The 25,615-nt window shown below is 50.7% G+C and carries 24 protein-coding genes and 3 tRNA genes; 15 read left to right on the top strand and 12 right to left on the bottom strand.

The genetic code is table 11. From position 1 onward, the window contains the following. Positions 1–52: 52 nt before the first annotated feature. The 8 genes from NT239_05615 to fliR all read left to right on the top strand — a co-directional run bounded on the left by NT239_05615 (position 53) and on the right by fliR (position 5,834). On the top strand, positions 53–1,324 hold the full coding sequence (locus tag NT239_05615) for a flagellar hook-length control protein FliK (protein ID XGA72317.1): 1,272 nt from the start codon (positions 53–55) through the stop codon (positions 1,322–1,324). 148 nt (positions 1,325–1,472) lie between these two features. Beyond that, positions 1,473–2,045 carry a flagellar basal body-associated FliL family protein gene (locus NT239_05610; protein XGA72316.1) on the top strand — a complete coding sequence of 191 codons (573 nt, stop codon included), beginning with the start codon at positions 1,473–1,475 and terminating at the stop codon, positions 2,043–2,045. 51 nt (positions 2,046–2,096) lie between these two features. Next, the gene (gene fliM / locus NT239_05605) at positions 2,097–3,113 is read left to right on the top strand and encodes a flagellar motor switch protein FliM (protein XGA72315.1); all 1,017 of its coding nucleotides are present in this window, start codon (positions 2,097–2,099) and stop codon (positions 3,111–3,113) included. After that, positions 3,106–3,525 carry a flagellar motor switch protein FliN gene (gene fliN / locus NT239_05600; GenBank protein ID XGA72314.1) on the top strand — a complete coding sequence of 140 codons (420 nt, stop codon included), beginning with the start codon at positions 3,106–3,108 and terminating at the stop codon, positions 3,523–3,525. Before fliM ends, fliN begins: the two co-directional genes overlap by 8 nt. A 182-nt stretch (positions 3,526–3,707) precedes the next feature. Then, positions 3,708–4,037 carry a flagellar biosynthetic protein FliO gene (gene fliO / locus NT239_05595; protein ID XGA72313.1) on the top strand — a complete coding sequence of 110 codons (330 nt, stop codon included), beginning with the start codon at positions 3,708–3,710 and terminating at the stop codon, positions 4,035–4,037. Then, complete coding sequence (fliP, locus tag NT239_05590; GenBank protein XGA72312.1) at positions 4,027–4,776, top strand: flagellar type III secretion system pore protein FliP; 750 nt, start codon at positions 4,027–4,029, stop codon at positions 4,774–4,776. Before fliO ends, fliP begins: the two co-directional genes overlap by 11 nt. Before the next feature lie 3 nt (positions 4,777–4,779). Then, positions 4,780–5,049 (top strand): flagellar biosynthesis protein FliQ, encoded by a 270-nt coding sequence (fliQ, locus tag NT239_05585; GenBank protein XGA72311.1) that lies wholly within the window; start codon positions 4,780–4,782, stop codon positions 5,047–5,049. Beyond that, positions 5,049–5,834, top strand: coding sequence for a flagellar biosynthetic protein FliR (gene fliR, locus NT239_05580; protein XGA72310.1), 786 nt, complete (start codon positions 5,049–5,051; stop codon positions 5,832–5,834). Before fliQ ends, fliR begins: the two co-directional genes overlap by 1 nt. A gap of 7 nt (positions 5,835–5,841) precedes the next feature. Here fliR and ribA read toward each other — a convergent pair whose 3' ends face one another. After that, positions 5,842–6,459: a GTP cyclohydrolase II gene (gene ribA, locus NT239_05575; GenBank protein XGA72309.1), complete on the bottom strand. Its 618-nt coding sequence runs from the start codon at positions 6,457–6,459 to the stop codon at positions 5,842–5,844. A gap of 245 nt (positions 6,460–6,704) precedes the next feature. Here ribA and NT239_05570 point away from each other — a divergent pair, with 245 nt between their 5' ends. Together NT239_05570 and NT239_05565 are read left to right on the top strand one after the other, a co-directional pair. Continuing rightward, on the top strand, positions 6,705–6,950 hold the full coding sequence (locus tag NT239_05570) for a hypothetical protein (GenBank protein XGA72308.1): 246 nt from the start codon (positions 6,705–6,707) through the stop codon (positions 6,948–6,950). Continuing rightward, positions 6,943–7,491, top strand: coding sequence for a GNAT family N-acetyltransferase (locus NT239_05565; protein XGA72307.1), 549 nt, complete (start codon positions 6,943–6,945; stop codon positions 7,489–7,491). The genes NT239_05570 and NT239_05565 overlap by 8 nt, the downstream gene beginning before the upstream one ends. Before the next feature lie 68 nt (positions 7,492–7,559). Here the strand turns inward: NT239_05565 and NT239_05560 are convergent, their stop codons facing one another. The 3 genes from NT239_05560 to rluD all read right to left on the bottom strand — a co-directional run bounded on the left by NT239_05560 (position 7,560) and on the right by rluD (position 10,430). Continuing rightward, on the bottom strand, positions 7,560–8,498 hold the full coding sequence (locus NT239_05560) for a ZIP family metal transporter (protein XGA72306.1): 939 nt from the start codon (positions 8,496–8,498) through the stop codon (positions 7,560–7,562). An 84-nt stretch (positions 8,499–8,582) separates the two neighbouring features. After that, positions 8,583–9,371: a peptidoglycan editing factor PgeF gene (gene pgeF / locus NT239_05555; protein ID XGA72305.1), complete on the bottom strand. Its 789-nt coding sequence runs from the start codon at positions 9,369–9,371 to the stop codon at positions 8,583–8,585. A 3-nt stretch (positions 9,372–9,374) separates the two neighbouring features. Next, entirely contained in the window at positions 9,375–10,430 is a 1,056-nt protein-coding gene (rluD, locus tag NT239_05550; GenBank protein ID XGA72304.1) for a 23S rRNA pseudouridine(1911/1915/1917) synthase RluD, read from the bottom strand. Between rluD and NT239_05545 the strand changes: the two genes are divergently transcribed. From NT239_05545 to NT239_05530, 4 genes are all read left to right on the top strand, one after another. After that, a complete protein-coding gene (locus tag NT239_05545; protein XGA72303.1) occupies positions 10,429–11,229 on the top strand; it encodes an outer membrane protein assembly factor BamD in 801 nt (266 codons plus the stop codon). The two genes, rluD and NT239_05545, sit on opposite strands and share 2 nt — an antisense overlap. Before the next feature lie 60 nt (positions 11,230–11,289). Continuing rightward, positions 11,290–11,365, top strand: a tRNA-Ala gene (locus tag NT239_05540). A gap of 50 nt (positions 11,366–11,415) precedes the next feature. Next, positions 11,416–11,491 (top strand) — tRNA-Glu (locus tag NT239_05535). Between the two features lie 56 nt (positions 11,492–11,547). Then, positions 11,548–11,622: transfer RNA gene (locus NT239_05530), tRNA-Glu, on the top strand. Between the two features lie 46 nt (positions 11,623–11,668). On the opposite strand, the gene NT239_05525 is transcribed toward NT239_05530, so the two are convergent. From NT239_05525 to zwf, 8 genes are all read right to left on the bottom strand, one after another. Beyond that, the gene (locus NT239_05525; GenBank protein ID XGA72302.1) at positions 11,669–11,857 is read right to left on the bottom strand and encodes a hypothetical protein; all 189 of its coding nucleotides are present in this window, start codon (positions 11,855–11,857) and stop codon (positions 11,669–11,671) included. Between the two features lie 398 nt (positions 11,858–12,255). Further along, complete coding sequence (lpdA, locus tag NT239_05520; GenBank protein XGA72775.1) at positions 12,256–14,061, bottom strand: dihydrolipoyl dehydrogenase; 1,806 nt, start codon at positions 14,059–14,061, stop codon at positions 12,256–12,258. Between the two features lie 90 nt (positions 14,062–14,151). Further along, on the bottom strand, positions 14,152–15,783 hold the full coding sequence (gene aceF, locus NT239_05515; protein ID XGA72301.1) for a dihydrolipoyllysine-residue acetyltransferase: 1,632 nt from the start codon (positions 15,781–15,783) through the stop codon (positions 14,152–14,154). Positions 15,784–15,877: 94 nt separating this feature from the next. Beyond that, complete coding sequence (gene aceE, locus NT239_05510) at positions 15,878–18,535, bottom strand: pyruvate dehydrogenase (acetyl-transferring), homodimeric type (GenBank protein XGA72300.1); 2,658 nt, start codon at positions 18,533–18,535, stop codon at positions 15,878–15,880. A gap of 96 nt (positions 18,536–18,631) precedes the next feature. Next, positions 18,632–20,278 (bottom strand): glucose-6-phosphate isomerase, encoded by a 1,647-nt coding sequence (gene pgi / locus NT239_05505; protein XGA72299.1) that lies wholly within the window; start codon positions 20,276–20,278, stop codon positions 18,632–18,634. Between the two features lie 52 nt (positions 20,279–20,330). After that, positions 20,331–21,173, bottom strand: a complete 843-nt coding sequence (hexR, locus tag NT239_05500; protein XGA72298.1) for a transcriptional regulator HexR — start codon at positions 21,171–21,173, stop codon at positions 20,331–20,333. A gap of 83 nt (positions 21,174–21,256) precedes the next feature. Further along, positions 21,257–21,952, bottom strand: coding sequence for a 6-phosphogluconolactonase (gene pgl / locus NT239_05495; GenBank protein XGA72297.1), 696 nt, complete (start codon positions 21,950–21,952; stop codon positions 21,257–21,259). Positions 21,953–22,039: 87 nt separating this feature from the next. Beyond that, the gene (zwf, locus tag NT239_05490) at positions 22,040–23,488 is read right to left on the bottom strand and encodes a glucose-6-phosphate dehydrogenase (GenBank protein ID XGA72296.1); all 1,449 of its coding nucleotides are present in this window, start codon (positions 23,486–23,488) and stop codon (positions 22,040–22,042) included. A gap of 297 nt (positions 23,489–23,785) precedes the next feature. Between zwf and edd the strand changes: the two genes are divergently transcribed. Continuing rightward, positions 23,786–25,609, top strand: a complete 1,824-nt coding sequence (edd, locus tag NT239_05485; GenBank protein XGA72295.1) for a phosphogluconate dehydratase — start codon at positions 23,786–23,788, stop codon at positions 25,607–25,609. Positions 25,610–25,615 lie beyond the last annotated feature (6 nt).

Genomic DNA, 25,615 nt, shown 5'->3' with positions numbered 1-25,615 from the left:
TGGCATCAAGTTTGCTTTATGCCGAGTGACTCATTTTTGTGGTGCAACGATCATGGCTAGTGGTGCAAATAACAGCGTTAATTTATTGAGTGCTTCACCGCGTGTAAGTGACAGCAAATCAACGCGTGATGTAGCACAAAACTCATCGGCTGACTTTGGTGCGCAATTTAAAAATGAGCTCAATAAGGCGCAAGCCAAACCCGCTGAAAACACTAGCGTGAATAAGTCGGCAGACCAAAGCAATAAAGGCCAAGCGGGCGAAGAAGTGAGTCGTCCCGCAGAGGCGCAAGTTGCCAATTCGCCAGCTAATAAAGGCAAGGAAGCAAGTGCTGCGCAAACTGATGAAGCGGACGAAGCTCAAGCGCAAAGCGCTACGCCGCTTGATGCCAACTTATTGGCCTTAATCAGTGCCAGCCAAGCTATGCCATTGGCTACGCCGACCACAATGCAGAAAACGACTCCAGAACTTATTGATTCTGCAGATCTATTGGCAGAATCAAAAACCGATACGGCTTCGCTAGCCAACTTAGGCAAGCTATCCTCTGCTATTGCGTCCTCAGCTGAAGATGGAAAGTTGATGCAGGGCGATGCGCAGCAGCAAAGCACGGATCAACCTGGCATGGATTGGTTAGGCGCAGCGGCAAAGATTGCCGGAGCGGAGCTTGAATCCGCCGAGGGTTTGCCGCTTGATGCTAAGTCGTTGATGGCGAAAACAGATAATCTTTTTGCGGATGCTTTAACAAATAAAATGAATGCAACATTGGCCGGGCCGTCAGGCGTGGCTCCTACGCAGCTATCAACGTCCGTTCATGTGGCCTCTCAGGCAAATTCAGCTAATCCCGCGCATTTAGCAGCTCAGTATATTGATACGCCAGTGCAAGATGCGCGTTGGGGGGATGCGGTAGCGCAACGGGTGAGTATGATGTTGGGCAAACAAGAGCAGCAAATTGAAATGCAGCTCAATCCGCCAAATTTAGGCCCGATGGAAGTGCGTTTGAATTTAGGCTCCGAACAAGCGAGTGTTATTTTTACGTCACAACACGCTGCAGTTCGTGAAGCGCTAGCGGCGGCAACCCCTAAATTAACGGCTTTACTGGCTGACCAAGGGATTGTTTTGCAAAATGTGCAGGTGGCATCCGACTCACTGCAGCAGCATCAACAAAATGCGTTTGCTCAGCAGCAGCAACGCTCTGATACACCGTATGGCTCGGCAAATGTGGGGCTGAATGTTGCGCAGCAAAATTCGCAGGTTGCTGAGCGATTGCACACCTTGAACGAATTAAGAGTGCCGGTGGGGTCAACACGGGTTAGTTTATTTGTCTGATTTGCAATGTATTACCTCAGAAATGCTTGCTTAGCGTTTGTTTTATAGTATCTTTCGCTATATAGGGTGAAAAAGCCTCAGCATTGCTGGGGTATTTTTTGTCAGTATTCAGTTAGAATTCCAGAATTAATTGATATAGGCAGTACACATGTCTGACGCCAAAGCCGCTCCAGCTGCAGATGCAGCACCAAAATCGAAGAAAAATATCTTGCTGTTTGCCATTATCGGCTTGATTGTGACGGTGTTGCTGGTCGGAGGCTTGCTGGCCTTTTTTATTTTGAAATCTCCAGCTGAAGGTAGTGCTGACGAAGCGGTTGCTGAAGCCAATGCACATGCTGAAGAAGCTAAAAAAGAAAAAGAGAAAAAGAAAAAAGAGAAAGAAAAAGAAGGTCATACCGCGCCCGTGTTTGATAAGTTGCAAGATCAACCTTTTACCGTCAATTTATCGGGCGAGACAGAATCTGTGTTACAGGTTGAGATTATGGTTGAGTTGGCCGAAGAGCATGATAAGGAGCGTTTGAAATCAATTCAGCCTAAAGCGCTTGATGCTGTGAACCGACTATTGCGTTCAAAAACGCTAGAACAGGTGAAAACAACCGAAGGCCAAGAAACCTTAGCGCGTGAAATTCGTGAAGCTTTGAACCATTTGCTTGAAGCCGAAGCCAAAGATGAAGGTGTATTGAGCGTGAACTTTACGAAATATTTCTACCAAGTTCAGTAATCCCGTACCGCGCCGATTATTTAAGTAGTACTTTGGAATACATACAGCAATATGGCTGACGATATCCTATCCCAAGAAGAAGTCGATGCGCTGCTGCGTGGCGTAACGGGCGAGCAAGACGAGGTCGAGGAAGAAGTCGACCCGCATGCCGTCCGTGACTACGATATTGGTCGGCAGGAGCGCATTGTGCGTGGGCGTATGCCTACGTTGGAAATCATTAACGAGCGGTTTGCCCGTAATTTACGCATTGCCTTATTCAATTTCATGCGCCGCAACGCCGAAATCAGCGTTGGCCCAATTCGAGTACAAAAATACAGTGAATTTATTCGTAATTTGGTCGTGCCGACCAATTTAAATATGATTCATATGAAGCCTTTGCGTGGCACTGGCTTATTTATTTTTGACCCCGATTTCGTATTCTTGGTCGTTGACAATTTATTCGGCTCCGATGGGCGCTATCACGTTCGCGTTGAGGGGCGTGATTTTACGCCGACCGAGCAGCGTATTATTCAGCGCTTGCTTGAAGTGGTTTTTGAAGAGTTTCAAAAAGCTTGGCAGCCGGTGTTTGAGTGCGAATTTGCCTATGTGCGCTCTGAAATGAACACACAGTTTGCCAATATCGCAACGCCGACCGAAGTGGTCGTCGCATATACATTTAAGATTGAGCTAGGCGCGGGTGGCGGCGATTTTCACGTCTGTTTGCCGTATTCGATGATTGAGCCAATCCGCGACTTACTCTACAGCAGTATGCAGGCCGATCGAATTGAGGCAGATAACCGCTGGACCAATCTAATGCGCAAACAAGTGCAGCATGCTGAAGTTGATCTGGTGGCGACGCTGGGTGAATCCACTATTACGCTAGGCGAAATCCTCAGCTTAAAGGTTGGCGACGTCATTCCTGTCGATATTCCTGAGATCATTACCGCGTCTGTTGATAGTGTGCCTGTGCTTGAGTGTAAGTATGGTATTCTTCACAAGCAATACGCCCTTAAAGTTGAAAAACTGCTAACGACGGCGGAGTCGCTCAGTGGGCAAGAAGAGGAACACGTAGAGGAAGACCATGGCTGACGAAAACACAGAAAATCCAGATGACATTATGGATGATTGGGCCGCGGCGCTTGCTGAGCAAGAAACGACAGATAGCGCAGCCCAAAGCGATGCTAAGCCAGCAGATATTTTTCAAAGCTTTGATACCAACGCCATTCCCGCGGGAGCACCGAACAATATCGATATGATTCTCGATATTCCGGTGGCCTTAACGGTGGAATTAGGCCGCACAAAAATTGCCATTCGCAATTTATTGCAATTGGCGCAAGGCTCGGTCGTTGAGCTCGATGGACTGGCGGGTGAGCCGATGGACGTGTTGGTGAATGGCTGCTTGATTGCGCAAGGTGAGGTTGTCGTCGTTAACGAAAAATTTGGTATTCGTTTAACTGACATCATTACGCCAGCTGAACGAATTCGTCGTTTGCACAAATAATTCTTAACACGCAAGGGAGTAGGGGTGGTGAGTTCTGCAACAATGCGCTACCACACCCTATTTAACTTATGACATTTCGTCGATTAATTTGCGGCAGCCTATTTGGGCTGCCGTTGTCGGTTTGGGCGGCAGTAAATCCCGCATCCGCTGTGGTCCCCGCCACTAGCTCGCATGCAGGATCCGTGCTCCAAGTGCTATTGGCTTTAGGCTTGGTACTGGGCTTGATTGTCGGGGCCGCATGGTTGATGCGCCGGTTTTCTTTGGTGCCGGGCGCTGGGGCTGGCCATTTGCGCGTGGTCTCTGGTGTGATGGTGGGGCAGCGCGAACGCGTGGTGATTGTTGAGGTGCAAGACAATTGGCTGGTGCTGGGTGTAACGAGCGAGCAGGTGAATTTATTGCACACGATGGAAAAACCTGAAGGCGTTGAGACACCGACACCCGCTGCACCAGCATTTGCGCAATGGCTGCAAACGGCGATGGAAAAGCGCAATGGAGGCAAAAATGCGCTTTAAACCATTTTTACCCATACTACTACTGAGTATAGCTCCTTCACTATTGCTAGCTGCTGAGCCTGCTGGTATACCCTTTATGTCGTCCACGCAGACTGTGGGTGGCACGGCGTATTCCTTGCCGATTCAAACGCTGCTGTTTATGACTGCGCTGGGCTTTTTGCCCGCGGTGCTGTTGATGATGACGGCGTTTACGCGCATCGTGATTGTGCTGTCGTTATTGCGCCAAGCGCTCGGAACGATGCAAAGTCCGCCCAATCAAGTGATTGTGGGTTTGTCGTTGTTTCTAACGCTGTTTATCATGTCGCCGGTGCTCGACAAAATCTATACCACTGCATATCAGCCGTATTCAGAAAATAAAATGTCGTTTAATGAAGCGCTCGATAAAGGCTCCTTGCCATTGAAAGACTTTATGCTTAAGCAAACACGGCAAAAAGACTTAGCATTTTTTATCGAAGTGTCAGGCGCGCAAGCGCCACAAGGGCCTGAAGACATCAGCTTGCGCGTGCTAGTGCCAGCCTTTGTGACCAGCGAGCTTAAAACGGCGTTCCAAATTGGCTTTATGGTCATTATTCCATTTCTGATTATCGACTTAGTCGTTGCCAGTATTTTGATGGGGATGGGGATGATGATGGTGTCGCCGGTGATGATTTCCTTGCCCTTTAAGCTGATGTTGTTTGTGCTGGTCGATGGCTGGACTTTGCTGATGGGCTCGCTCGTGCAAAGTTTTTATGTGGGGTAGCTGATGACGCCCGAAACAGTCGTTACATTATTGCAAAAAGCCATGGAAATCATGGTGCTACTCTGTGGCCCCGTTTTGATCGCCACGCTGGTTTCCGGTTTGGTGATCAGTATTTTTCAGGCTGCCACGCAGATCAATGAGGCGACGCTGTCGTTTATTCCCAAGCTCTTAATTGCATTCTTGGTGCTGGTACTGGCTGGCCCGTGGATGCTGGAATTGGCGATGGATTACACCATCCGTCTGTATCAAAGCATTCCACAAGTGATAGGCTAATGTGGGTTGTAACTCAGGCGCAGATTGAAGTTTGGCTCGCGCTGTTCTGGTGGCCGTTTTTGCGCATTATCGGCTTGATGGTCGCCGATCCTTTTTATTCCAGCCGCCGTATTTCAGTGCGGGTGCGAGTCGCCTTCGCCATTATCTTGGCTGTCGTTATTGCGCCAACTTTACCGCAAATGTCTACGGTGCCGGTGGTTTCGCCAGATGGCGTGCTGATTGCATTTCGAGAATTACTGATCGGAATTTCGATCGGCTTTTTGATGCGCCTGGTGTTTACCGCCGTTGAAATGGCGGGTCATTTGGCGGGCTTGCAAATGGGTTTGGGTTTTGCGTCGTTTTATGATCCGCAAAATGCCAGCAATACCTTGGCTGTCGCTCAATTAATGAGCTTGATGATGATTTTGCTGTTTTTATCACTCAACGGTCATTTGATGATGCTGCAGATCTTGATCGAGAGTATGACCACATTGCCGGTGGGGCAAACGCATTTGAATGGCAAGGGTTTTGAATTAATCGCAATTTACGGCGGGGTTATTTTCCGCTCGGCGGTGTTGCTCTCGCTGCCGGTACTGGTCGCGTTGCTGATCACCAACTTGTCGATCGGTGTGATGACCCGCGCAGCTCCGCAATTAAATGTCTTTGCGATTGGTTTCCCACTGACCTTGGGCATTGGCTTTGCCGCTTTGTACTATTCACTGCCCTTTATGCTGCCGCAAATTGATCAATTAATCGGCGGCACAACGCGAATTGCGAATCAAATTCTGAAGGCTTTTGGCGGCTAGCCAAACCTTATTTTTTACCGCGAGTGCTGAGCAAATGCCCCATGCGCTCTTTTTTGGTCTGCAGGTACTTTTTATTTTCAGGGTTGGCGACCACTTCATGGGCTAGTCGTTCGGTCACCGGAATGCCAAGCTCATTGAGCGCATCGATTTTAAGCGGATTATTGCTCATCAGCCGCACCGATTTAATGCCTAGCATTTTTAGCATGGCCGCCGCATCTTCATAGTTGCGCCCATCGCTTGGTAAGCCTTGCGCTAAATTAGCTTCAACCGTATCCATGCCTTGGTCTTGCAATTGGTAGGCGTAAATCTTATTGCATAGCCCGATGCCACGGCCTTCGTGACCACGCAAATACACCAAGGCCCCACGACCTTGAGCCTGAATTTGCTTGAGCGCATTTTGCAGTTGTTCACCGCAATCGCAGCGTAGCGAGCCTAAAGCATCGCCAGTGAGGCACTCCGAATGTAGGCGAATCAACACGTCGTCGCCTGCAATATCGCCCAGCGTCAGCACCAAATGTTCGACACCCGTTTGTGGGTTAAGAAAGGCATGACTAGTGAATTCGCCCGCGCTAGTCGGCAGGCGGGCAGTGGCGATTTTTTGCAATTCAGTGGTGGCGTTCGGCATTGCTGGGGCAAATCCTGAGGGCATGAAAAACTGATATGGGGTTGAAGCGGCTAGATTTCAAATGAGCGTGATGATTTTCTCATCTCACTCGTTGAATACTCAAAGCCTCAAATGCAACACTGTATCATTAGTGAGCAAGAAAATCTTCAAAATGAGCACTGTGCTCGTTCAGTGCTGGGGTAAACTTGCCTCTTTGCTGAGCAGGGCGCTGCTCAAGAATCGTCGCTCTGATATTGAGATGCAGTATGTATATTATTTTAATCGGGTATTTGTTTGTCGTTGTGATGATGTCGCTTGGCGCGGGGAGTATTACCGTCGGGCTCTTTTACTTTATATTCTTGGCGGTATTACCTACCTGGGGTTTGCTGCTGATCAAGCGCAGCATACAGCGCGGTAAAGCAGCTAGGGCTGCGGAATTGGCAGAGCGCGAAGCCGCCATTGCAGCGCGTGAGCATGCCGCCGCTGAACAAGCGCAGGCGAATAATGACTAAACCCGTCGCCACGCTAACTACCGAACGGCTGATTATGCGCGATTGGCGCGCTAGTGATTTACCTGCATTCGCGGCGATGAGTGCCGATCCAGACGTGATGCGCTATTTTCCAGGGGTGCTCAGTCAAAGCGAAAGCGATGCGTATGCGGCGCTAGTTCGTGCGCGTTTACAAGAGCATGGCTGGGGTTTTTGGGCGCTGGCGCTGCGCGATAGCGGTGAATTTATCGGCATGGCCGGTCTCAATATCCCACGTGTAGCGCTGCCATTTATGCCCTGCGTCGAAATCGGCTGGCGCTTGGCGCGACCATTTTGGCGACAAGGTTTGGCATTGGAAGCGGCGAGCGCCGCGCTAGAGTTTGGATTTACGCAATTGAATCTGGATGAAATCGTGTCGTTTACTGCACTGAGTAATTTGCGCTCGCAAGCCTTGATGCAGCGCCTTGGCATGCAACTCGATACGGCGGGCGAGTTCGACCATCCGGTCTTAGCTGCCGATCATCCACTGCGGCGGCATTGCTTGTATCGCTTGCAGAAAGATTAATTTACTAGGGGTATATGAATAAAGGCCAATCTTAGATTGGCCTTTGTCTTGATACGTGCCGGTGTATTTTAGTGCGGCATAAAGTGATGCACTAGCGCAATCGGCATCGCACCGGCCACCATCAGTAACACTTGGTAGATTGTGTCTTTAATATGCGGGCGTTTGTGTAGGGTCGGGATCAAGTCGGCAATCGCGACATAAATTAGGCTAGACGCGCCCAGCGCGAGCAAGTAGGGCTGCGCAGTTTCAACCACGCTGAGCGAGAAATACGCCAGCAAACCACCCGCCAGCGCCGCCAGCGACGACAGCAAATTAAACAGCAGCGCCTTGGCTTTGCTATAGCCCGAATGCAACAGCACGATAAAATCGCCGACTTCTTGCGGAATTTCGTGCGCAATAATCGCCACCGCGGTTGCAATGCCGACCGAAGTATCGGCCATAAACGCCGCCGCAATCACCGCGCCATCCAAGAAATTATGCAGCGTATCGCCCACCATAATCATCATGCCAGCGCGGCCGTGCTCGTTGCCGTGGCTATGGCCATGTGAATGGCCGTGCGAATGACCATGATGATGTTCGTGGCTATGTTCGTGCGTGTGGCCTTCCAATTCTTCACACGACTCGTGATGGCAATGCCGCCAGATCACCAGCTTTTCCATGATGAAAAAGATGAAAATGCCGAGCAAAATTGTCACCGAAATCGCTTCTGGGCTAGCGTGCGGTGCGTGTTCCGCCACCGCTTGAACGGTCTGTGAAGCGGCATGATGCACGTCATTTAACAATGACAGCTCAGTTTCGCCATGCGCATGGCCTTCATGCCCGCCATGACTACCAAAGGCGTGCGGCAAAATCTCGAGGAACACCGCGGCCAGCAAAGAGCCGACGGCAAATGAGACAAGTTTGGGAATCCAATTGGGTTTCGCGAAATACGCCATCGCGGCGGCCGAGGCCACGCTGAGCAAAGAGCCCAGCAGGCTCATTGTAATGATCCAGCTTAGTGTTGACATCGGTAAAAAATCCTGCAGATGCAACACTGTAGCATAAACAGCGAAAATCGTCTGCTTGAAAACGATTCTCAGCTGCCCGATGGCTTACTCAAGCCAGATCAAACTCGCTAGTCTTCCTGTTTGCCCGTCGCGACGATAGCTAAAATAAGTTTCAGCTTGTGTTACGGTGCATTGATCGCCACCATAAATCGCAGTAATACCTAGGGTATGTAATCGCTGGCGAGCCAATAGGTTGATGTCCGCCAGCCATTTACCCCCGTCTTGTTTCTTGAAGGCTAGTTCGGCTTGTGCATCGATCGCCATAAAAGCGGCGCGCACTTCGTCGCCGACTTCAAAGGCGCTTGGGCCGATGGCAGGGCCGAGCCAGACGAGGATGTCGCTGGCAGGGCAATCCATTTTGGCGACCGTCGCTTCAATCACGCCATTACACAGACCACGCCAACCCGCGTGCGCCGCTGCGACCACCGTGCCGGCGCGATCACAAAACAGTAGTGGCAGGCAGTCGGCGGTCATTACGACGCTGACTGCGCCACGCTGGTGGGTGTAGCTCGCATCGGCGTCAACAGGCTCGCTGATGCTGGCTGCATCGACGACATGGATGCCGTGCACTTGATTAAGCCACGCCGGTGCTTGCGGCAAGGCCTGTGTTAATAGTGCACGATTGGCGGCGACGTGAGCAGGGTCGTCATTGACGTGGCTGCCGAGGTTAAAGCGATCATACGGCGCTAAGCTGACGCCACCGCGATCGCTTGCAGCATCCCCTGTAAAGCCGAATCCAAAACCATTGCGCGTGGTTTGCAAGGCTTTGACGTTGGCAGGCGCGGGCCAATCTGGGGTGAAGCAGTGTAGTGCGTTAGGCGGCAGCGAGGTCACGGTTTAGTCCCGAACGTAAATGATTTCGCAATCGTGATCGTCGTCTTCATCGTCGTCTTCGTCGTAGGTGTCATTCGCCAATTCTTGATCTGCGCGCAGCGTGAAGATTAGCTGTTCCAGATCGTGCGGAATCGGCGCTTTCCATTCCATCGTCTTGCCGCTGACTGGGTGTACGAGCGAGAGTTTGCGCGCGTGCAGCGCTTGGCGATTGAGTTCTTCCAAGGCCATGCGCACTTCGGGCGAAATATCGAGCTTCGGTGGCGTGCCATAAACCTGATCGGCCGCGAGCGAATGCTTGATATGTGCCATATGCACACGAATCTGGTGCGTGCGGCCAGTTTCCAGGCGACATTCGATCAGCGTGTAGTCGGCAAATTTTTCCAGCACCAAGTAGTGCGTGATTGATTCTTTACCGCTATGAATCACCGCCATTTTGGTGCGATCTTTCGGGTGGCGGCCAATCGGCTCATCCACGGTGCCATCGCGTTTAATATTGCCGCGCGCCACGGCCAAATAGTGGCGTTTGACGGTACGGGCTTGTAGCTGTTGCACTAAATTATTTTGAGCGGGCAGTGTGCGTGCAACGACCATTAAACCGCTGGTGTCCTTATCTAAGCGGTGAACAATGCCGGCACGCGGAATTTGGCGTACTTCGGGGTAATGAAAGAGTAGGGCGTTGAGCAGCGTGCCGTCCCAATTGCCGCTGCCGGGGTGGACCACTAAGCCGGCGGGCTTGTTGATCACGATCAGCGCGTCATCTTCATAAATGACGTCCAGCGGGATATCTTCCGCGGTGAAGGCCACTTCGTTTGGGTCGGCTTGTACGTTAACCGTGAGCGTTTCGCCGCCCCAGACCTTGGTTTTGGTCGTGGCGGGTGCGCCATCGAGCATCACTTGTTCGTCTTTGATCCAAGTAGCCAAGCGTGAGCGTGAAAAATCAGGCAAAATCTTCGCCAGTGCCGCGTCCAGTCGCATGCCTGCCAAATCAGCGGGCACAGTTAAGACACGGGTGTCTGAGAAGTCGTTATAATCGTCGAGTTCAATATCGGATTGCATCATGAATAAGATTCTACCTCGAATCGTCGTTTCTGCCTTGCTGTTTAGCTTAATGGTTGGTTGTGCCAGTACCGGTACGACCAATGATGAAACGAAAGATTGGTCTGCGGACAAGTTGTTTTCAGAAGCCAAATCTCAGCAAGCCAGTAAAGATTACAAAAAATCCAACGAATATTTTGAGCGCCTAGAAGCGCGCTATCCGTATGGTAAATATGCACAACAAGCTCAGCTAGAAATCGCATATAACAACTATAAGTTCGACGAGCCGGCTTTAGCACTCGCTTCGCTTGATCGTTTTATGAAGCAGTATCCAACGCATCCAAGCTTGGATTACGCGATGTATTTAAAAGGGCTGGTGACATTTAACGAATCACAGGGCTTTATGTCTAGTCTTGCGAAGCAAGATATGTCTGAGCGTGACCCGAAATCGGCAAAAGAATCGTACAACTCATTCCGCGAGCTGGTGCAGCGGTTTCCAGATAGTAAGTACAGCAAAGACGCCCAATTGCGTATGGGTTATTTGATTGGCGCTTTGGCTAATTATGAGCTGCACGTCGGCCGTTACTACTACAAACGTGGCGCGTATTTGGCGGCGGCTAATCGCGGTAAAGCGCTGATCGATAACTACAGCCACACCAAGCAAGTCGAAGGTGCGTTGGGCTTGATGTACCATGCTTACGATAAACTCGGCATGACTGATTATCGCGATGATGCCAAGCGCGTTTTGCTGAAAAACTTTCCCGACACCAAAGTGCTGGAACAAGATGTGGAAAGCGATGCGTACTGGTGGGCGCCAATCTAGAATTTTGCTACTAGGGGCTTGACGAGTTGCGGTGGGGACTTTAATATGCGCATCTCTTTTGGGGGTATAGCTCAGTTGGGAGAGCGCTTGCATGGCATGCAAGAGGTCAGCGGTTCGATCCCGCTTACCTCCACCAAAGAAACAGAGTTGTGTGTTTGCCTTTAGACATGTAATTCGTAGTACGCAGTCCCCATCGTCTAGAGGCCTAGGACACCGCCCTTTCACGGCGATAACCGGGGTTCGAATCCCCGTGGGGACGCCAAAAAAAGCGTTGTAAGTGTAGTAAAACTGCGGTAGAATGCGCAGCTTAGTTAGTAAGTCCCTATAGTTTAGCGGTTAGAACACTGCCCTTTCACGGCGGCGGCCGGGGTTCGATTCCCCGTGGGGACGCCAAAATTCAAAAAAGCCACCTTCGGGTGGCTTTTTGTATTGCTAAGACTTAATGTTGCGCGTCACGCAGATGTTTTTCGTATTCGATGCGCGCATGAGCAAGGCAATCGTAGAAGTCAATTTTGAGCTTGGCACACAGCTCAATACACTGTTCAAGCTCCGAAGTGATTTCATCACTTAAACGTGCTTTGGATTGCTGCTTATTGTTGGCCTCGTTGAGTAAATCAAATTGAACCATGATCCCAACTCCATTTTATCTTTACACCCTGCCGATGCAAAAAACGTGCCGAATTAAAAATACTATCGGCAGATTGTTTTTGTAATTTATTGCAGTGCGACAAAAATAGCACTGATTTGATGCAGATTCTTGCTAATCAATTTTGTACACCTATTGGGTATTTTCATTTTTGCATTGATTTGATTGGTGTTTGGAAATATACCCTTGTTTTTATAGCGCTACTGCTACGAAAAGTGTTGCATATTTTGGAGAGTTAGATCGCTTTTTGCTTCGATGTGACCGGCAAATACCGGCGTCTGAGCTGAAAGGTGGCAAAAAATGCCCCTTCCACCGGCAAAAGCGGCATAAAAAAACCACGACCTAGGTCGTGGTTTTTTTGCGACTGCGTAAAATGCTGCTTATTTTTTGCGCTGTGGTGGCAAATCGGTACATACGCCTTTGGCCACTTCGGCTGCCATACCAATTGACTCGCCCATCGTTGGGTGAGGGTGGATGGTTTTGCCGATGTCGACTGCGTCCGCGCCCATTTCGATACCGAGACACACTTCACCGATCATATCGCCAGCGTGTGGTCCAACAATCGCGCCGCCGAGGATTTGGCCGTTTTCTGCGTCAAAAATCAGCTTGGTAAAGCCTTCATCGCGACCATTGGCAATCGCACGGCCAGAAGCGGCCCATGGGAATACGCCCTTGGTGATCTTGATGCCGTCTTTTTTCGCTTGATCTTCAGTCAAACCAACCCAAGCCACTTCTGGGTCGGTGTAGGCTACGCCTGGAATCACGCGCGCGTCGAAGTAGGCTTTGTGATCCGCAGCGTTTTCCGCCGCAACGTGCGCTTCGTGTACGGCTTTGTGCGCCAACATCGGTTGGCCGACCAAGTCGCCAATCGCGAAGATGTGCGGCACGTTGGTGCGCATTTGCTTGTCAACGGCGATAAAGCCACGCTCGTCCACAATCACGCCAGCGTTTTCCGCGCCGATTTTCTTGCCGTTTGGCGAGCGACCAGTTGAGTACAGTACCAAGTCGTAGCACTGTGCTTCGGCAGGGGCTTTCGGGCCTTCAAACGTTACCCAGATGCCGTCTTCTTTCGGCGTGATGCTAGTGGTTTTCGATTGCAACATGATGTTGTCAAAACGGTGTTTATTCCAGTCTTGCCATACTTTCACCAGATCGCGATCCGCGCCTTGCATCAGGCCGTCAGACAACTCAACCACGTCCAGACGCGCGCCCAGTGTTGAGTACACAGTACCCATTTCCAGACCGATAATACCGCCGCCGATAATCAACATGCGTTTTGGTACTGATTTCAGCTCCAGTGCGCCAGTTGAATCAACGATGCGTGGATCGTTCGGAATGAAAGGCAATTTCACCGCTTGCGAACCGGCAGCGATAATCGCTTTGGCAAACTTGATGACTTTTTTCTCGCCAGTCAAATCTTTACCAGTGCCCGAAGTCAGTTGTACTTCGATGTGGTTGGCATCAAGGAAAGTACCGATCCCGCGCACGTGCTCCACTTTACGCATTTTGGCCATGCCAGCCAAACCGCCAGTGAGCTTATTGATCACTTTTTCTTTGTAGCCACGCAAACCATCGATATCGACTTCTGGTTTGCCAAATTTAATCCCGTTGGACGCCAAGTGAGCGACTTCATCGATCACCGCCGCATTGTGCAGCAGGGCTTTCGATGGAATACAACCCACATTCAAACATACGCCGCCCAGTGAGCCATAACGCTCAACGATCACGGTTTTCATGCCCAAGTCAGCCGAGCGGAACGCTGCAGAATAGCCGCCAGGGCCTGCGCCCAAGACCATCATGTCCACTTCCATGTCGACCGCGCCAGCGTATTGGCCGGCAATTGGTGCAGCTGCTGGCGCAGCGGCAGGTGCGGCGGCAGGTGCGGCTGCCGGAGCTGCTGCAGGTGTTGGTGCCGCGGCAGCCGGTGCTGGCGCAGCTGCGCTCGCTGCCACTTCAACGATAGCGATCACGCTGCCTTCAGACACTTTATCGCCCACAGCCACTTTCAGCTCTTTGATCACGCCAGCGTGCGTTGCTGGCACTTCCATTGTCGCTTTATCGGTTTCCAGCGTAATCAGACTTTCTTCGACTGCAACGGTGTCGCCGACTTTGACAAACAACTCGATAATCGCTACGTCGTTATGACCGCCGATATCGGGTACTTTCAACTCAATAATATTACTCATCATTTATTCCTGAGAGGTCTTGGGTATGAGGTGGGGGCTAGGTCTGTATTAAGCTACAGAGCAATACCTAGCCCATCACGCCTCGCAGAATTAGAGAATCAAGCGGCGAACGTCGCTGAGCAATTTGCCCATGTACACGGTGAAGCGGCCAGCTTGCGCACCGTCGATCACGCGGTGATCGAATGACAGCGACAATGGGCACATCAGGCGTGGCGCAAATTCTTTGCCGTTCCAAACTGGTTTGATTTGCGATTTGCAAACGCCCAAGATCGCCACTTCAGGAGCATTCACGATTGGCGTGAAGCTGGTTCCGCCGATGCCGCCCAAGCTAGAAATCGTGAACGTTGCGCCTTGCATATCGGTTGGCTTGAGTTTGCCTTCGCGCGCAGCGAGCGACAATTCGGTCAACTCTTTGCAAATTTCTTTCAGGCCTTTCTTGTCCGCGTCTTTGATGACTGGAACTACCAAGCCGTTTGGCGTGTCGGCTGCAAAGCCGATGTGGTAGTACTGTTTCAAGACCAGATTGTCGCCATCCAGCGAAGAGTTCATTTCTGGGAACGCTTTCAGTGCTTCAGCCGCAGCCTTGATGATGAACGCCAATGGGCTGATCTTCAGGCCTGATTTTTCCCACTCTTTACCTACTTGCTTGCGGAATTCTTCCAGCTCGGTGATATCGCATTCGTCGTTGAACGTCACGTGCGGGATTACCACCCAGTTGCGATGCAAGTTTGCGCCAGAGATTTTCTTGATGCGTGACAATGGCTTGGTTTCGATTGGACCAAATTTGGCAAAATCAACTTTTGGCCATGGCAACAGATCCAAGCCGCCGCCCAATGAGGCCGCTGCTGGTGCAGCCAAAGAGGAAGCCACTGCGCTGGTCATCACTGATTTCACGAAGGACTGAACGTCTTCGTGCATGATGCGGCCTTTCGGGCCTTTACCAGCTACTTTGCTCAAATCCACGCCCAATTCGCGCGCAAATTTGCGTACTGATGGTGAAGCGTGCGCTTTGTTAAAGTTGGCTTCGTCAAATTTGGCTGGTGCAGATGCGACTGCCGCTGGCGCAGCAACCGGAGCTGCCACGGCTGGAGCCGCCGCAACTGGCGCTGCTGCAGGTGCAGGAGCAGCTACTGGTGCTGCCGCTGGCGCTGCAGCAGTTGCGCTAGCACGTACGGTCAGAACCAAAGCGCCTTGTGCGACTTTGTCGCCCACTTTAACGGCGATGCTTTCTACCACGCCGGCCGCAGTCGATGGTACTTCCATGCTGGCTTTGTCAGATTCCAGTGTGATCAGGCCGTCGTCAAGCGCAACAGTGTCGCCGACTTTGACGTTAACTTCAATTACTTCAACCGCGTCGAAGTTGCCGATATCCGGTACATGCACTTCAACAATTGACGATGTGGCCGCTGCTGCAGGAGCAGCTGCAACTGGCGCAGCTGCGGGTGCTGCTGCTGGGGCTGGCGCTGGTGCAGCAGCTGCCGCGCCCACTTCCAGCATCAAGACCACATCGCCTTCTGAGGCTTTGTCGCCCACTTTGATGCGCATTTCTTTCACCACGCCGCCTTCGGTGGCCGGTACTTCCATCGTTGCTTTGTCGGTTTCCAAAGTAATCAACGATTGCTCTTTCTCGATTACGTCGCCTGCTTTGACAAAGACTTCAATAACTTCTACACCCGCGTGGCCGCCGATGTCTGGGATTTTCAATTCAATAATGTTGCTCATGGTCAAATCCTGTGAGGGTAGGGTATGCCCTTCCGTTAATTGTTCAGCTTGGCTTAGGTGGATATACCCAGCCAAGCTGTGTCTCACTTTTTAATTACACAGTCCAAGGCGCTGGGCGCTCGGTGCGAATGCCGTATTTAGCAATCGCTTCAGCCACTTTAGCCACTGGCAACAGACCTTCGTCGGCCAAGGCTTTCAGTGCTGCCACGGCTACGTGGTAGCGATCCACCTCGAAGAAGCTGCGCAATTCAGCACGGCTTGCAGAACGGCCAAAGCCATCGCAACCCAGAACCACGTAGCGACCTGGTACGTATTCGCGGATTTGATCAGCGTAAGTGCGTTTGTAGTCTGTCGCGCAAACCACTGGACCTTGTGCACCTTTCAGGCATTCAGTCACGTATGGCACTTGAGCTTCAGCAGTTGGGTTCAGGTAGTTGTGACGAGTTGCGGCCATCCCGTCACGACGCAATTCGTTAAAGCTTGGCGCTGACCAGATGTCGGCTTCAACACCGAAGTCTGCTTTCAGCAAATCAGCTGCAGCGATCACTTCGCGGAAGATCGTGCCTGAGCCCATCAACTGAACTTTAAGCTTGCCTTCACCACCTTGTTTGAACTTGTACAGACCTTTGATAATGCCGGCCTCAGCACCTGCAGGCATCGCTGGGTGCGTGTAGTTCTCGTTCATTACTGACAGGTAGTAGTAGATGTTCTCTTGGTTTTGGTACATACGACGCATACCGTCTTGGACGATTACGGCCAATTCGTAGGCGAAGGTTGGATCGTATGACACGCAAGTTGGTACGAATTCAGCAAACAGATGGCCGTGACCATCTTGGTGCTGCAAGCCTTCGCCGTTCAATGTTGTGCGACCAGCAGTACCGCCAATCAAGAAACCACGTGCGCGCAAGTCGCCGGCAGCCCAAGCCAAGTCACCAATACGTTGGAAACCGAACATTGAGTAGTAGATGTAGAACGGAATCATCGTGTGGCCGTGGTTGGCGTACGACGTTGCTGCCGCGATCCAGTCTGACATCGCGCCCGCTTCGTTAATACCTTCTTGTAGAATCTGACCCGTTTGTGATTCTTTGTAGAACATCAATTGGTCGGCATCTTGTGGCTCGTACAACTGACCCACGTGCGACCAGATACCCAATTGACGGAACATACCTTCCATACCGAAAGTACGGCTCTCATCCGGTACGATAGGCACTACGCGTTTGCCGATTTGCTTGTCTTTCACCAAGGTGTTCAGCAAGCGAACGAAGGCCATCGTCGTTGACATTTCGCGCTCGCCCGATGATTCGAGCAAGGCTTTGAATGCGTCCAGAGACGGCACTTCCAATGGTTCGTTCACTGGTTTACGCGATGGAATAAAGCCGCCCAAAGCGCTGCGACGTTCCATCATGTATTTGTATTCAGGGCTATCCGCTGGTGGACGGTAGAAAGTGCACGCTTTGGCTTCTTCGTCGGTCAGTGGTACATGGAAACGATCACGAAGATGCAGCAAATCGTCATCGCCCAATTTTTTGGTGTTGTGCGCAGTGTTTTGCGATTCGCCTGCAGCGCCAACGCCAAAGCCTTTAACGGTTTTAACGAGCAACAGCGTTGGTTGGCCTTTGTGCTCAACCGCTGCTTTGTACGCTGCGTAAACTTTGAATAAATCGTTACCGCCGCGCGTCAATTTCCAGATGTCGTCGTCGGTCATGCTGGCTACGAGGTCGAGCAATTCTGGATATTTACCGAAGAAGTGTTCGCGAACGTACGCACCGTTTTTCGATTTGTAAGTCTGGTATTCGCCGTCAACGACTTCCATCATGCGTTTTTGCAGCAAACCTTTCTTGTCTTGCGCGAGCAAGGCATCCCAGCCTGAGCCCCAAACGACTTTGATCACGTTCCAGCCAGAACCACGGAAGTCGCCTTCGAGTTCTTGGATGATTTTGCCGTTACCGCGCACTGGACCGTCCAGACGTTGCAAGTTGCAGTTGATGACGAAAATCAGATTGTCCAGTTTTTCACGGCCAGCCAATGAAATCGCACCCAGAGATTCTGGCTCGTCCATTTCACCATCACCGCAGAAACACCAAACGTGACGATCGCCTTTTTGTTTAAAGCCGCGGTCGTCGAGGTATTTCATAAAGCGAGCTTGGTAGATCGCCATCAATGGGCCCAGACCCATTGATACGGTTGGGAATTGCCAGAAATCTGGCATCAACCATGGGTGCGGATATGAAGACAGACCGTCACCGTCGACTTCACGACGGAATTTGTTCAGTTGCGCTTCAGAGATACGACCTTCAAGGAAGGCGCGCGAATACATACCTGGCGCAGAATGACCTTGGAAGTACACCAAGTCACCGCCGTGGTTTTCATTCGCAGCATGCCAGAAGTGATTCCAACCCACATCGTACAAAGTAGCGGCAGAAGCAAACGATGAAATATGACCACCTGGCTCAGCTGCGTCGCGGTTGGCCTTCGCCACCATTGCTGCCGCATTCCAGCGCGTGTATGCCAAGATACGTTCTTCAAGGTGCGCATTGCCTGGGTGCTTAGCTTGCAGGTGCGCAGGGATGGTGTTGATGTACGCCGTAGTCGCAGTGTAGGGGATGTTCACACCGTCTTGACGGGCTTGATCTACCAGTTTTTCCACGAGGAAATGAGCGCGTTCAGCACCTTCTGCTGCAATAACGCCTTGTAACGCATCCAGCCATTCTTTGGTTTCTTGTGGATCATGGTCGTGAATCTGATCTGCCATCGTATATCTACCTTGTGAGTGGGTTATTTTAAAATCACACTGAGCTTGGTTTATTTGGCCAAGCTACATGGCGCAGGGGGTGCCTACGCCAAGGGTTTAGCGCGGTGTATTGCGTTTGAAATAGTTAATCAAGCCGTTTGTAGAGGCATCGTGACTTGATGTCAGACCTGGGGTCGTTAAATCGGCTTCAATCAGCTTGGCTAATTGTTTGCCTAACTCTACACCCCATTGGTCATACGAGTTAATGTTCCATACCGTGCCTTGAACGAAGATTTTGTGCTCGTACAAGGCAATCAGCGCGCCGAGACGACGTGGCGTCAGGCGTTGCATCATAATGGTGTTGGTTGGGCGATTGCCTTTGAAAATCTTGTGCGGCACTAGCTCATCTTGCGCTTGGCCTGTGATGCCTGATTTTTCCAATTCGGCACGCACTTCGGCTTCGTTTTTACCGCGCATAAACGCTTCGGTTTGCGCAAAGAAGTTCGCCATCAAAATTGTGCTGTGTGGCTCTGGAATATCCGGATGTTCAATTGTGGCAATAAAGTCGATCGGTACGATTTGTGTGCCTTGGTGCAGCATTTGGTAATAAGCGTGCTGACCATTGATGCCAGCGTCACCCCATACCACTGGGCCTGTTGCGTAATCAACGCGCTTGCCTTGCAAATCAACGGTTTTACCGTTTGATTCCATATCTAGCTGCTGCAAATAAGCAGGGAAGCGTGACATACATTGGTTGTATGGTGAAACCAGATGGGTATTGGCGCCGAAGAAGTTGCCGTACCAAATGCCGAGCATCGCCATAATGACTGGCACGTTTTGCTCCAGCGGTTTGCCACGGAAGTGTTGATCCATGGTGTATGCACCGTGCAGCAAATCTTGGTAGTTGTGTTTACCCAAGTAAATCGCGATTGGCAAACCAATCGCTGACCACAGTGAATAACGACCACCGACCCAGTCCCAGAATTCGAACATATTGTTCGTGTCGATGCCAAATTCCGCTACTGCTTTGCTATTGGTTGATACCGCAACAAAGTGTTTAGCAATATGCTTTTCGTCGTTCGCTGTGTTGAGGAACCAAGCACGCGCGGTACGGGCGTTGGTGATGGTTTCTTGGGTGGTAAATGTTTTTGACGCAATGATAAATAGCGTTGTTTCTGGGTTGAGTTTTTTCAACGTAGAAACAATTTGATCGCCGTCGACGGTTGACACAAAGTGCATCGTCAAGCGGGCGTGACCATATTCTTTAAGCGACTGACAGACCATCAATGGGCCAAGGTCAGAGCCACCAATACCAATATTCACGATATCGGTAATGGGTTTGCCAGTGTAACCTTGCCATTCACCTGAGCGAACTTTGTCAGAGAAAATACCAATCTGTTCTTTAACGGCATTGACCTTAGGCATTACATCTTCGCCATCCACCACGATTGGGTTGTGGTCTAGATTGCGCAAAGCAGTATGCAGTACCGCGCGGTTTTCGGTGATATTGATTTTCTCACCGGAAAACATTTTTTCGATGCGCTCTTTCACGCCAGACTGGCGCGCCAAATCAAACAGCAATTGCATGGTTTTTTCGGTAATGCGGTTTTTTGAGTAATCAAAAAACAGACCACCGGTTTCCAGCGAGAATTTTTCAAAACGATGTGGGTCATTTTGAAATAGATCGCGCATATGCAGCGATTCAACTTCTTTGAAATGCTCAGTTAACGCTTGCCAAGCTGGCGACGAAGTAAGATTAGACATCGACAGAGTTCCTCGTGAATCACTATTTTTATTGGTGTTGATTTTGGTTCGCTTACTCATGGCCACGAACTCGTTTTTCTTTCATATTGCGTTTCATTTTTTCTAGCTGATCGATCAGCTCAGGGCCGCGCTTGAGTGCAACGCCGACTGCTAGCACGTCAATAATCACCAAATGCACAATTCGCGTAATCATTGGCGTGTAAAGATCAGGGTCTTCCATCGTGTCGGCGTACAGACAAATATTGCAGCGCTTTGCGAGTGGTGATTTGCTGTGCGTAATACCGATCACATCAGCGCCAGCATCGCGGGCAATTTCTACCGAGCGTAGCATATCGAGGGTACGCCCCGAGTTTGAAACGGCGATGACCGCATCGCCTGGTTTCAGCATCGACGCGCTCATGCCGTGCATATGCGGGTCAGTATAGGCAACGGTCGGCACGCCAAGGCGGAAGAATTTATTTTGGGCGTCGATCGCGACGGCACCCGATTGGCCTTGCCCCCAAACTTCGATTTTATGCGTGTTCGACAGTACTTTGATGGCACGTTCGAGTACGTCAGTGTCAAGCTCATTACGGCAGCGCAACAGGTGAGAAATATTGTTATCAAACAATTTGCGCGCCAAATCGTGCGCTGAATCATCGGCCGAGACCATCGAGTGCACATAGGGTACGCCAGACACCAAACTGCGGGTTAGGCGCAATTTAAAGTCTTGCAGCCCTGAGCAATTGAGCGATCTACAGAAGCGAATGACAGTCGGTTGTGACACATCGGCCATCTCTGCGATTTGGGCAATCGGTGCATTAGCGACCAAATTGGGTTGGGCGATGACTAGCTCGGCGACTTTACGTTCTGATTTTGATAATGAATCGAGTACGGTTTTAATGCGTTCGAGCATATTTAGAATTCCTCACTCAAGCTAGCATCACAGTGCAGGACTGAAAGTTGGTTGAACTGCAAAATGGCTTCCTTGCCAATTGTTTAGGCTGCCCAGAATACGTTGGCTAATGCCACCTGATCGAGTACGCGGCGAATTGGGTACTGCTCGGTGAGAGCAATATCGGCTGCCATCGCGTCCTTCAACAAGGCCTTTTTGCCCTCGCCAGTAATATGAACGATGACTTTTGGGCTTTTTACGATGCTAGGTAAAGTCAGCGTGATGCGCTGATGGGGCGCTACTGGCGGAGTCACTGCAGCGAGCAAAGCGGTTGATGCGCAAGCGGCTTCCAGCTCACTAGCGTTGGGAAACAAGGATGCGGTATGGCCATCATCACCCATGCCCAAAATCACAACATCAATCGGGTTAGGCATTACCGTGAGGCGAGCCTCGATTTCTGCTAGAGCTTCGTGTGGCGTTGCAGCTTGATTGACTAAAGACACAAAAGTCGCAGCCGCAGCGGCATCTTGTAGCAAATTTTCACGCGTCAGGCGCTCGTTGCTATCGGCGTGATCGGGCTGAACCCAACGTTCGTCAACCAAAGTGATGACCACTTTTGACCAGTCCAAATCATTAGTTCGCAAGGCTTTGAACATGCCAGCCGGCGTACGGCCGCCGGACACTGCAAGACCGGCGGTGCCACGTTGTGCGATCGCTTGTTTGAGCTCAGTGGCGATGCTGGCCGCTAATTGCTGATCCAGTGCTTCTTTACTGCTAAATTCATGCCATTGCAAGGACATCTAAATCTCCAGACTCTTTGATGCTGTGGGGTATTGCAATCAAGACCACGTTTGGCGTGGTCTTGATGTAGTTACTGCATATGGGTATTAAGCCTCTTCGTGCCAGCACAAGCCATCACGTGACAGCAGTGCCGATGAGGCTGCAGGGCCCCATGTACCGGCCGTGTAGGTTTTCGGACCTTCGCTGCTGTTTTCCCATGAGTCGATAATCGGCTCAACCCAACGCCATGCTGCGCGTTGTTCGTCGCGACGAACGAAGAGTGATAGATCACCCTTAATCACATCCATCAACAGACGTTCATACGCTTCTGGGCTGCGAGTTTGGAATGCTTCTTTAAAGTCCAGATCCAAATACACTTCGCGCAATTGCTCTTTGCCTGGCTCTTTCGCCATCATGTACAAACGCACTGATTCGTCGGGTTGCAATTCAATCACCAAGCGATTTGGGCGCGTGTTTTTGCCAAAAGTAGAGGTTGGTACTTCGCGGAAATTAATCACGATTTGTGCCAAACGATCGCCGAGGCGTTTACCTGTGCGCAGGAAGAATGGCACACCAGCCCAACGCCAGGTTTCGATTTCGGCTTTTAGGGCCACGAAGGTTTCGGCTTTTGAACCAGCAGGTACGCCAGGCTCGTCTTGATAGCCAATAACGGGTTTGCCAGCAACTGCACCAGCGCGATATTGGCCACGAACAACCTTGGTTTTAACGTCATCAGTCGTCAGCGGTTTCAATGCACGTAGTACTTTTAGTTTTTCATCACGCACCGCATCCGCGTCGATTGATGCTGGCGGCTCCATCGCCACGATGGTCAATAATTGCAATAAGTGGTTTTGCACCATGTCGCGCAAAGCACCAGTCTTGTCGTAGAAGTCCGCACGGGTTTCAACGCCAACTTGCTCGGTAACGGTGATTTGCACGTCACGAATCCATTCGCGGCGCCACAGTGGTTCGAGCAAAGTGTTGGCAAAACGCAGTGCGATCAAATTTAGCACTGGCTCTTTGCCGAGATAGTGGTCGATACGATAGATTTGTTGCTCAGTAAAATATACGCCGACTTCATCGTTGATCTTGTTCGAAGATTCAAGATCGTGACCGAGTGGTTTTTCTAGAACAACGCGCGACTTGCCTTTATTCAAACCTTGCGCTGCTAAGTTTTTCGCGATCGGGGCGAAGAAGTCGGGAGCGGTAGAGAGGTAAAAAACGCGGTCGCGATTTGGGTGTTTATTTAATGATTCGGCCAATGCGACAAAATCTGCTTCAGTATTGGCATCGACTTTCAGGTATTCGATGCGTGAGGCAAATTTATTCCAATCACTTTCGTTATAATGGCTGCCAAGGTATTCTTTCGCCTTTGCATGGGCTTTTTCGACATATGCTGCGGTGTCTGATGGGCTGCGGCCTAAACAGATAACTCGACCTTCGGCGGGTAGGTTGCCGTCTTGGTCTTGGTGGTAGAGTGCAGGCAGTAACTTGCGTAACGCGAGGTCACCTGTGCCGCCAAAAAATACGATATCGAAAGCGTCGATCGCAGTCATGAGCCAAAAATCCTCGTCTGGAATTGGAGCTTGACGAAGGGTCAAGCATAGTAAGCTTTGTAATCTTACTACAGGCTAGAAGCCCCTAGCAAACGAATTTATTACCTAATGGTTTGCACTAATATGGCGCAAGCCGTTTTTCGCGAAACCCTTTGTGGTGCAAGGCCTTGCTGCACTGCAGCGAATGGGCTTTGTGTACAGTTTTGCTTGTCGAAATGTCTTTGTTGTAGTAAAACTACGCTTAATTTCTAAGTCCACGATTTGAGTGGTTTAGTTCGTAAAATTTGGAGTTCTTTCATGTCCCTGCATCCCGGTTTGGTTGAAGTTACTCAGCGCGTTATTGAACGCAGTAAAGAATCACGTTCACGCTATTTAGCGCGTATGGAGCAGGCGGCCAGTAAAGAACCCGTCCGTAAAGGTTTGGCCTGTACTAACCAAGCTCACGCTTGGGCGGCGATGCCAGAAACTGATAAGATCATGTTGCGCGAAATGCGCCAAGCTAATATCGCTATCGTTTCTTCATACAACGAAATGTTGTCGGCGCACCAACCGTTCGAAACTTATCCCGCCATTATTAAAAAGGCTGCGAATGAAGTGGGCGCAACGGCTCAATTCGCAGGTGGCGTTCCTGCGATGTGCGATGGCGTGACGCAAGGGCAGCCTGGGATGGAGTTGTCATTGTTCAGTCGTGACGTGATTGCTATGTCAACAGCTGTGGCGCTGTCGCACAATATGTTTGATGCGACTTTGTGCTTGGGCGTGTGCGACAAAATTGTCCCAGGTCTATTGATGGGCGCATTGCAGTTTGGCCATTTGCCAACGATTTTTGTACCAGCAGGTCCAATGACTAGCGGGATTGCGAATAAAGAAAAAAATAAAACACGTCAGTTGTTTGCCGAAGGCAAAGTAGGTCGCGACGCGCTCTTGGCATCAGAGGAAGGCTCATACCACGGTGCGGGTACCTGTACCTTCTTTGGAACCGCCAACTCGAATCAAATGCTGATGGAAATTATGGGTTTGCATATGCCAGGTGCGGCCTTTACTAATCCAGGTACGCCATTGCGTGAGGCGTTAACCGTTGCCGCGGCAAAACGTGCGGCGCAAATTACTGCCTTGGGTAATGAATATATTCCTGTGGGTAAAGTGGTTGATGAAAAAGCAATCATCAACGGCATTATTGGTTTGTTGGCTACTGGTGGCTCGACCAACCACACGATCCATTTGATTGCGATTGCGCGCGCTGCCGGCGTGATTATCAATTGGTCTGACTTTAATGACCTATCAGCAATTATTCCGCTGTTGGCCAAGGTATATCCGAATGGCGCAGCGGATGTGAATCATTTCCACGCCGCTGGCGGTATGGGCTACTTGATTCGTGAATTGCTGGATGCGGGTCTTTTGCATGACGATGTGTGGACTGCGGCCGGCTTTGGTCTACGTCATTATGCGCAAGAGCCATTCTTGGATAATGGTGTTGCGGTATGGCGTGATGCACCAAAACAAAGTGGTGATGATTCTGTGTTGCGTACTGCAGCAAATCCATTCCAAGCTGATGGTGGCACCAAGTTGTTGTCAGGTAATTTAGGTCGCGCAGTGATTAAAACTTCTGCGGTAGCCCCAGAACATCGCATTGTAAATGCGCCAGCGATTGTATTTGATGATCAAGAAGATGTGATTGCTGCGTTCAAACGTGGCGAATTGGAGCGTGACTTTATTGCTGTGGTTCGTTTCCAAGGTCCACGTGCTAATGGCATGCCAGAGTTACATAAACTCACACCGCCATTAGGTGTGCTACAAGATCGTGGCTTTAAAGTGGCCTTGGTGACCGATGGTCGTATGTCGGGCGCATCTGGCAAAGTGCCTGCAGCAATTCACATCACACCTGAAGTGGTTTCTGGTGGCGCACTTGGTAAGGTTCGCACTGGCGACATGATTCTATTGAATGCTGAAACGGGCGAGTTGATTGCTCAGGTGGATGCTGCAGAGTGGGATGCGCGTGAAGTGGCAGCAGCTGATCTGGCTGCCAATGGCTTTGGCATGGGGCGTGAATTGTTCACGAGCTTCCGTGCGGCGGCAACGGGTGCCGAAGAAGGTGCGATCAGCATGGGCTTGGCGCACTAAGAAAGT

The organism is Chitinibacter sp. SCUT-21 (assembly GCA_041874755.1).
Taxonomy (GTDB): Bacteria; Pseudomonadota; Gammaproteobacteria; order Burkholderiales; family Chitinibacteraceae; genus Chitinibacter.
The sequence above is the reverse complement of the archived record's forward strand: the minus strand, read 5'-3'. Positions and strand labels throughout refer to the sequence as shown.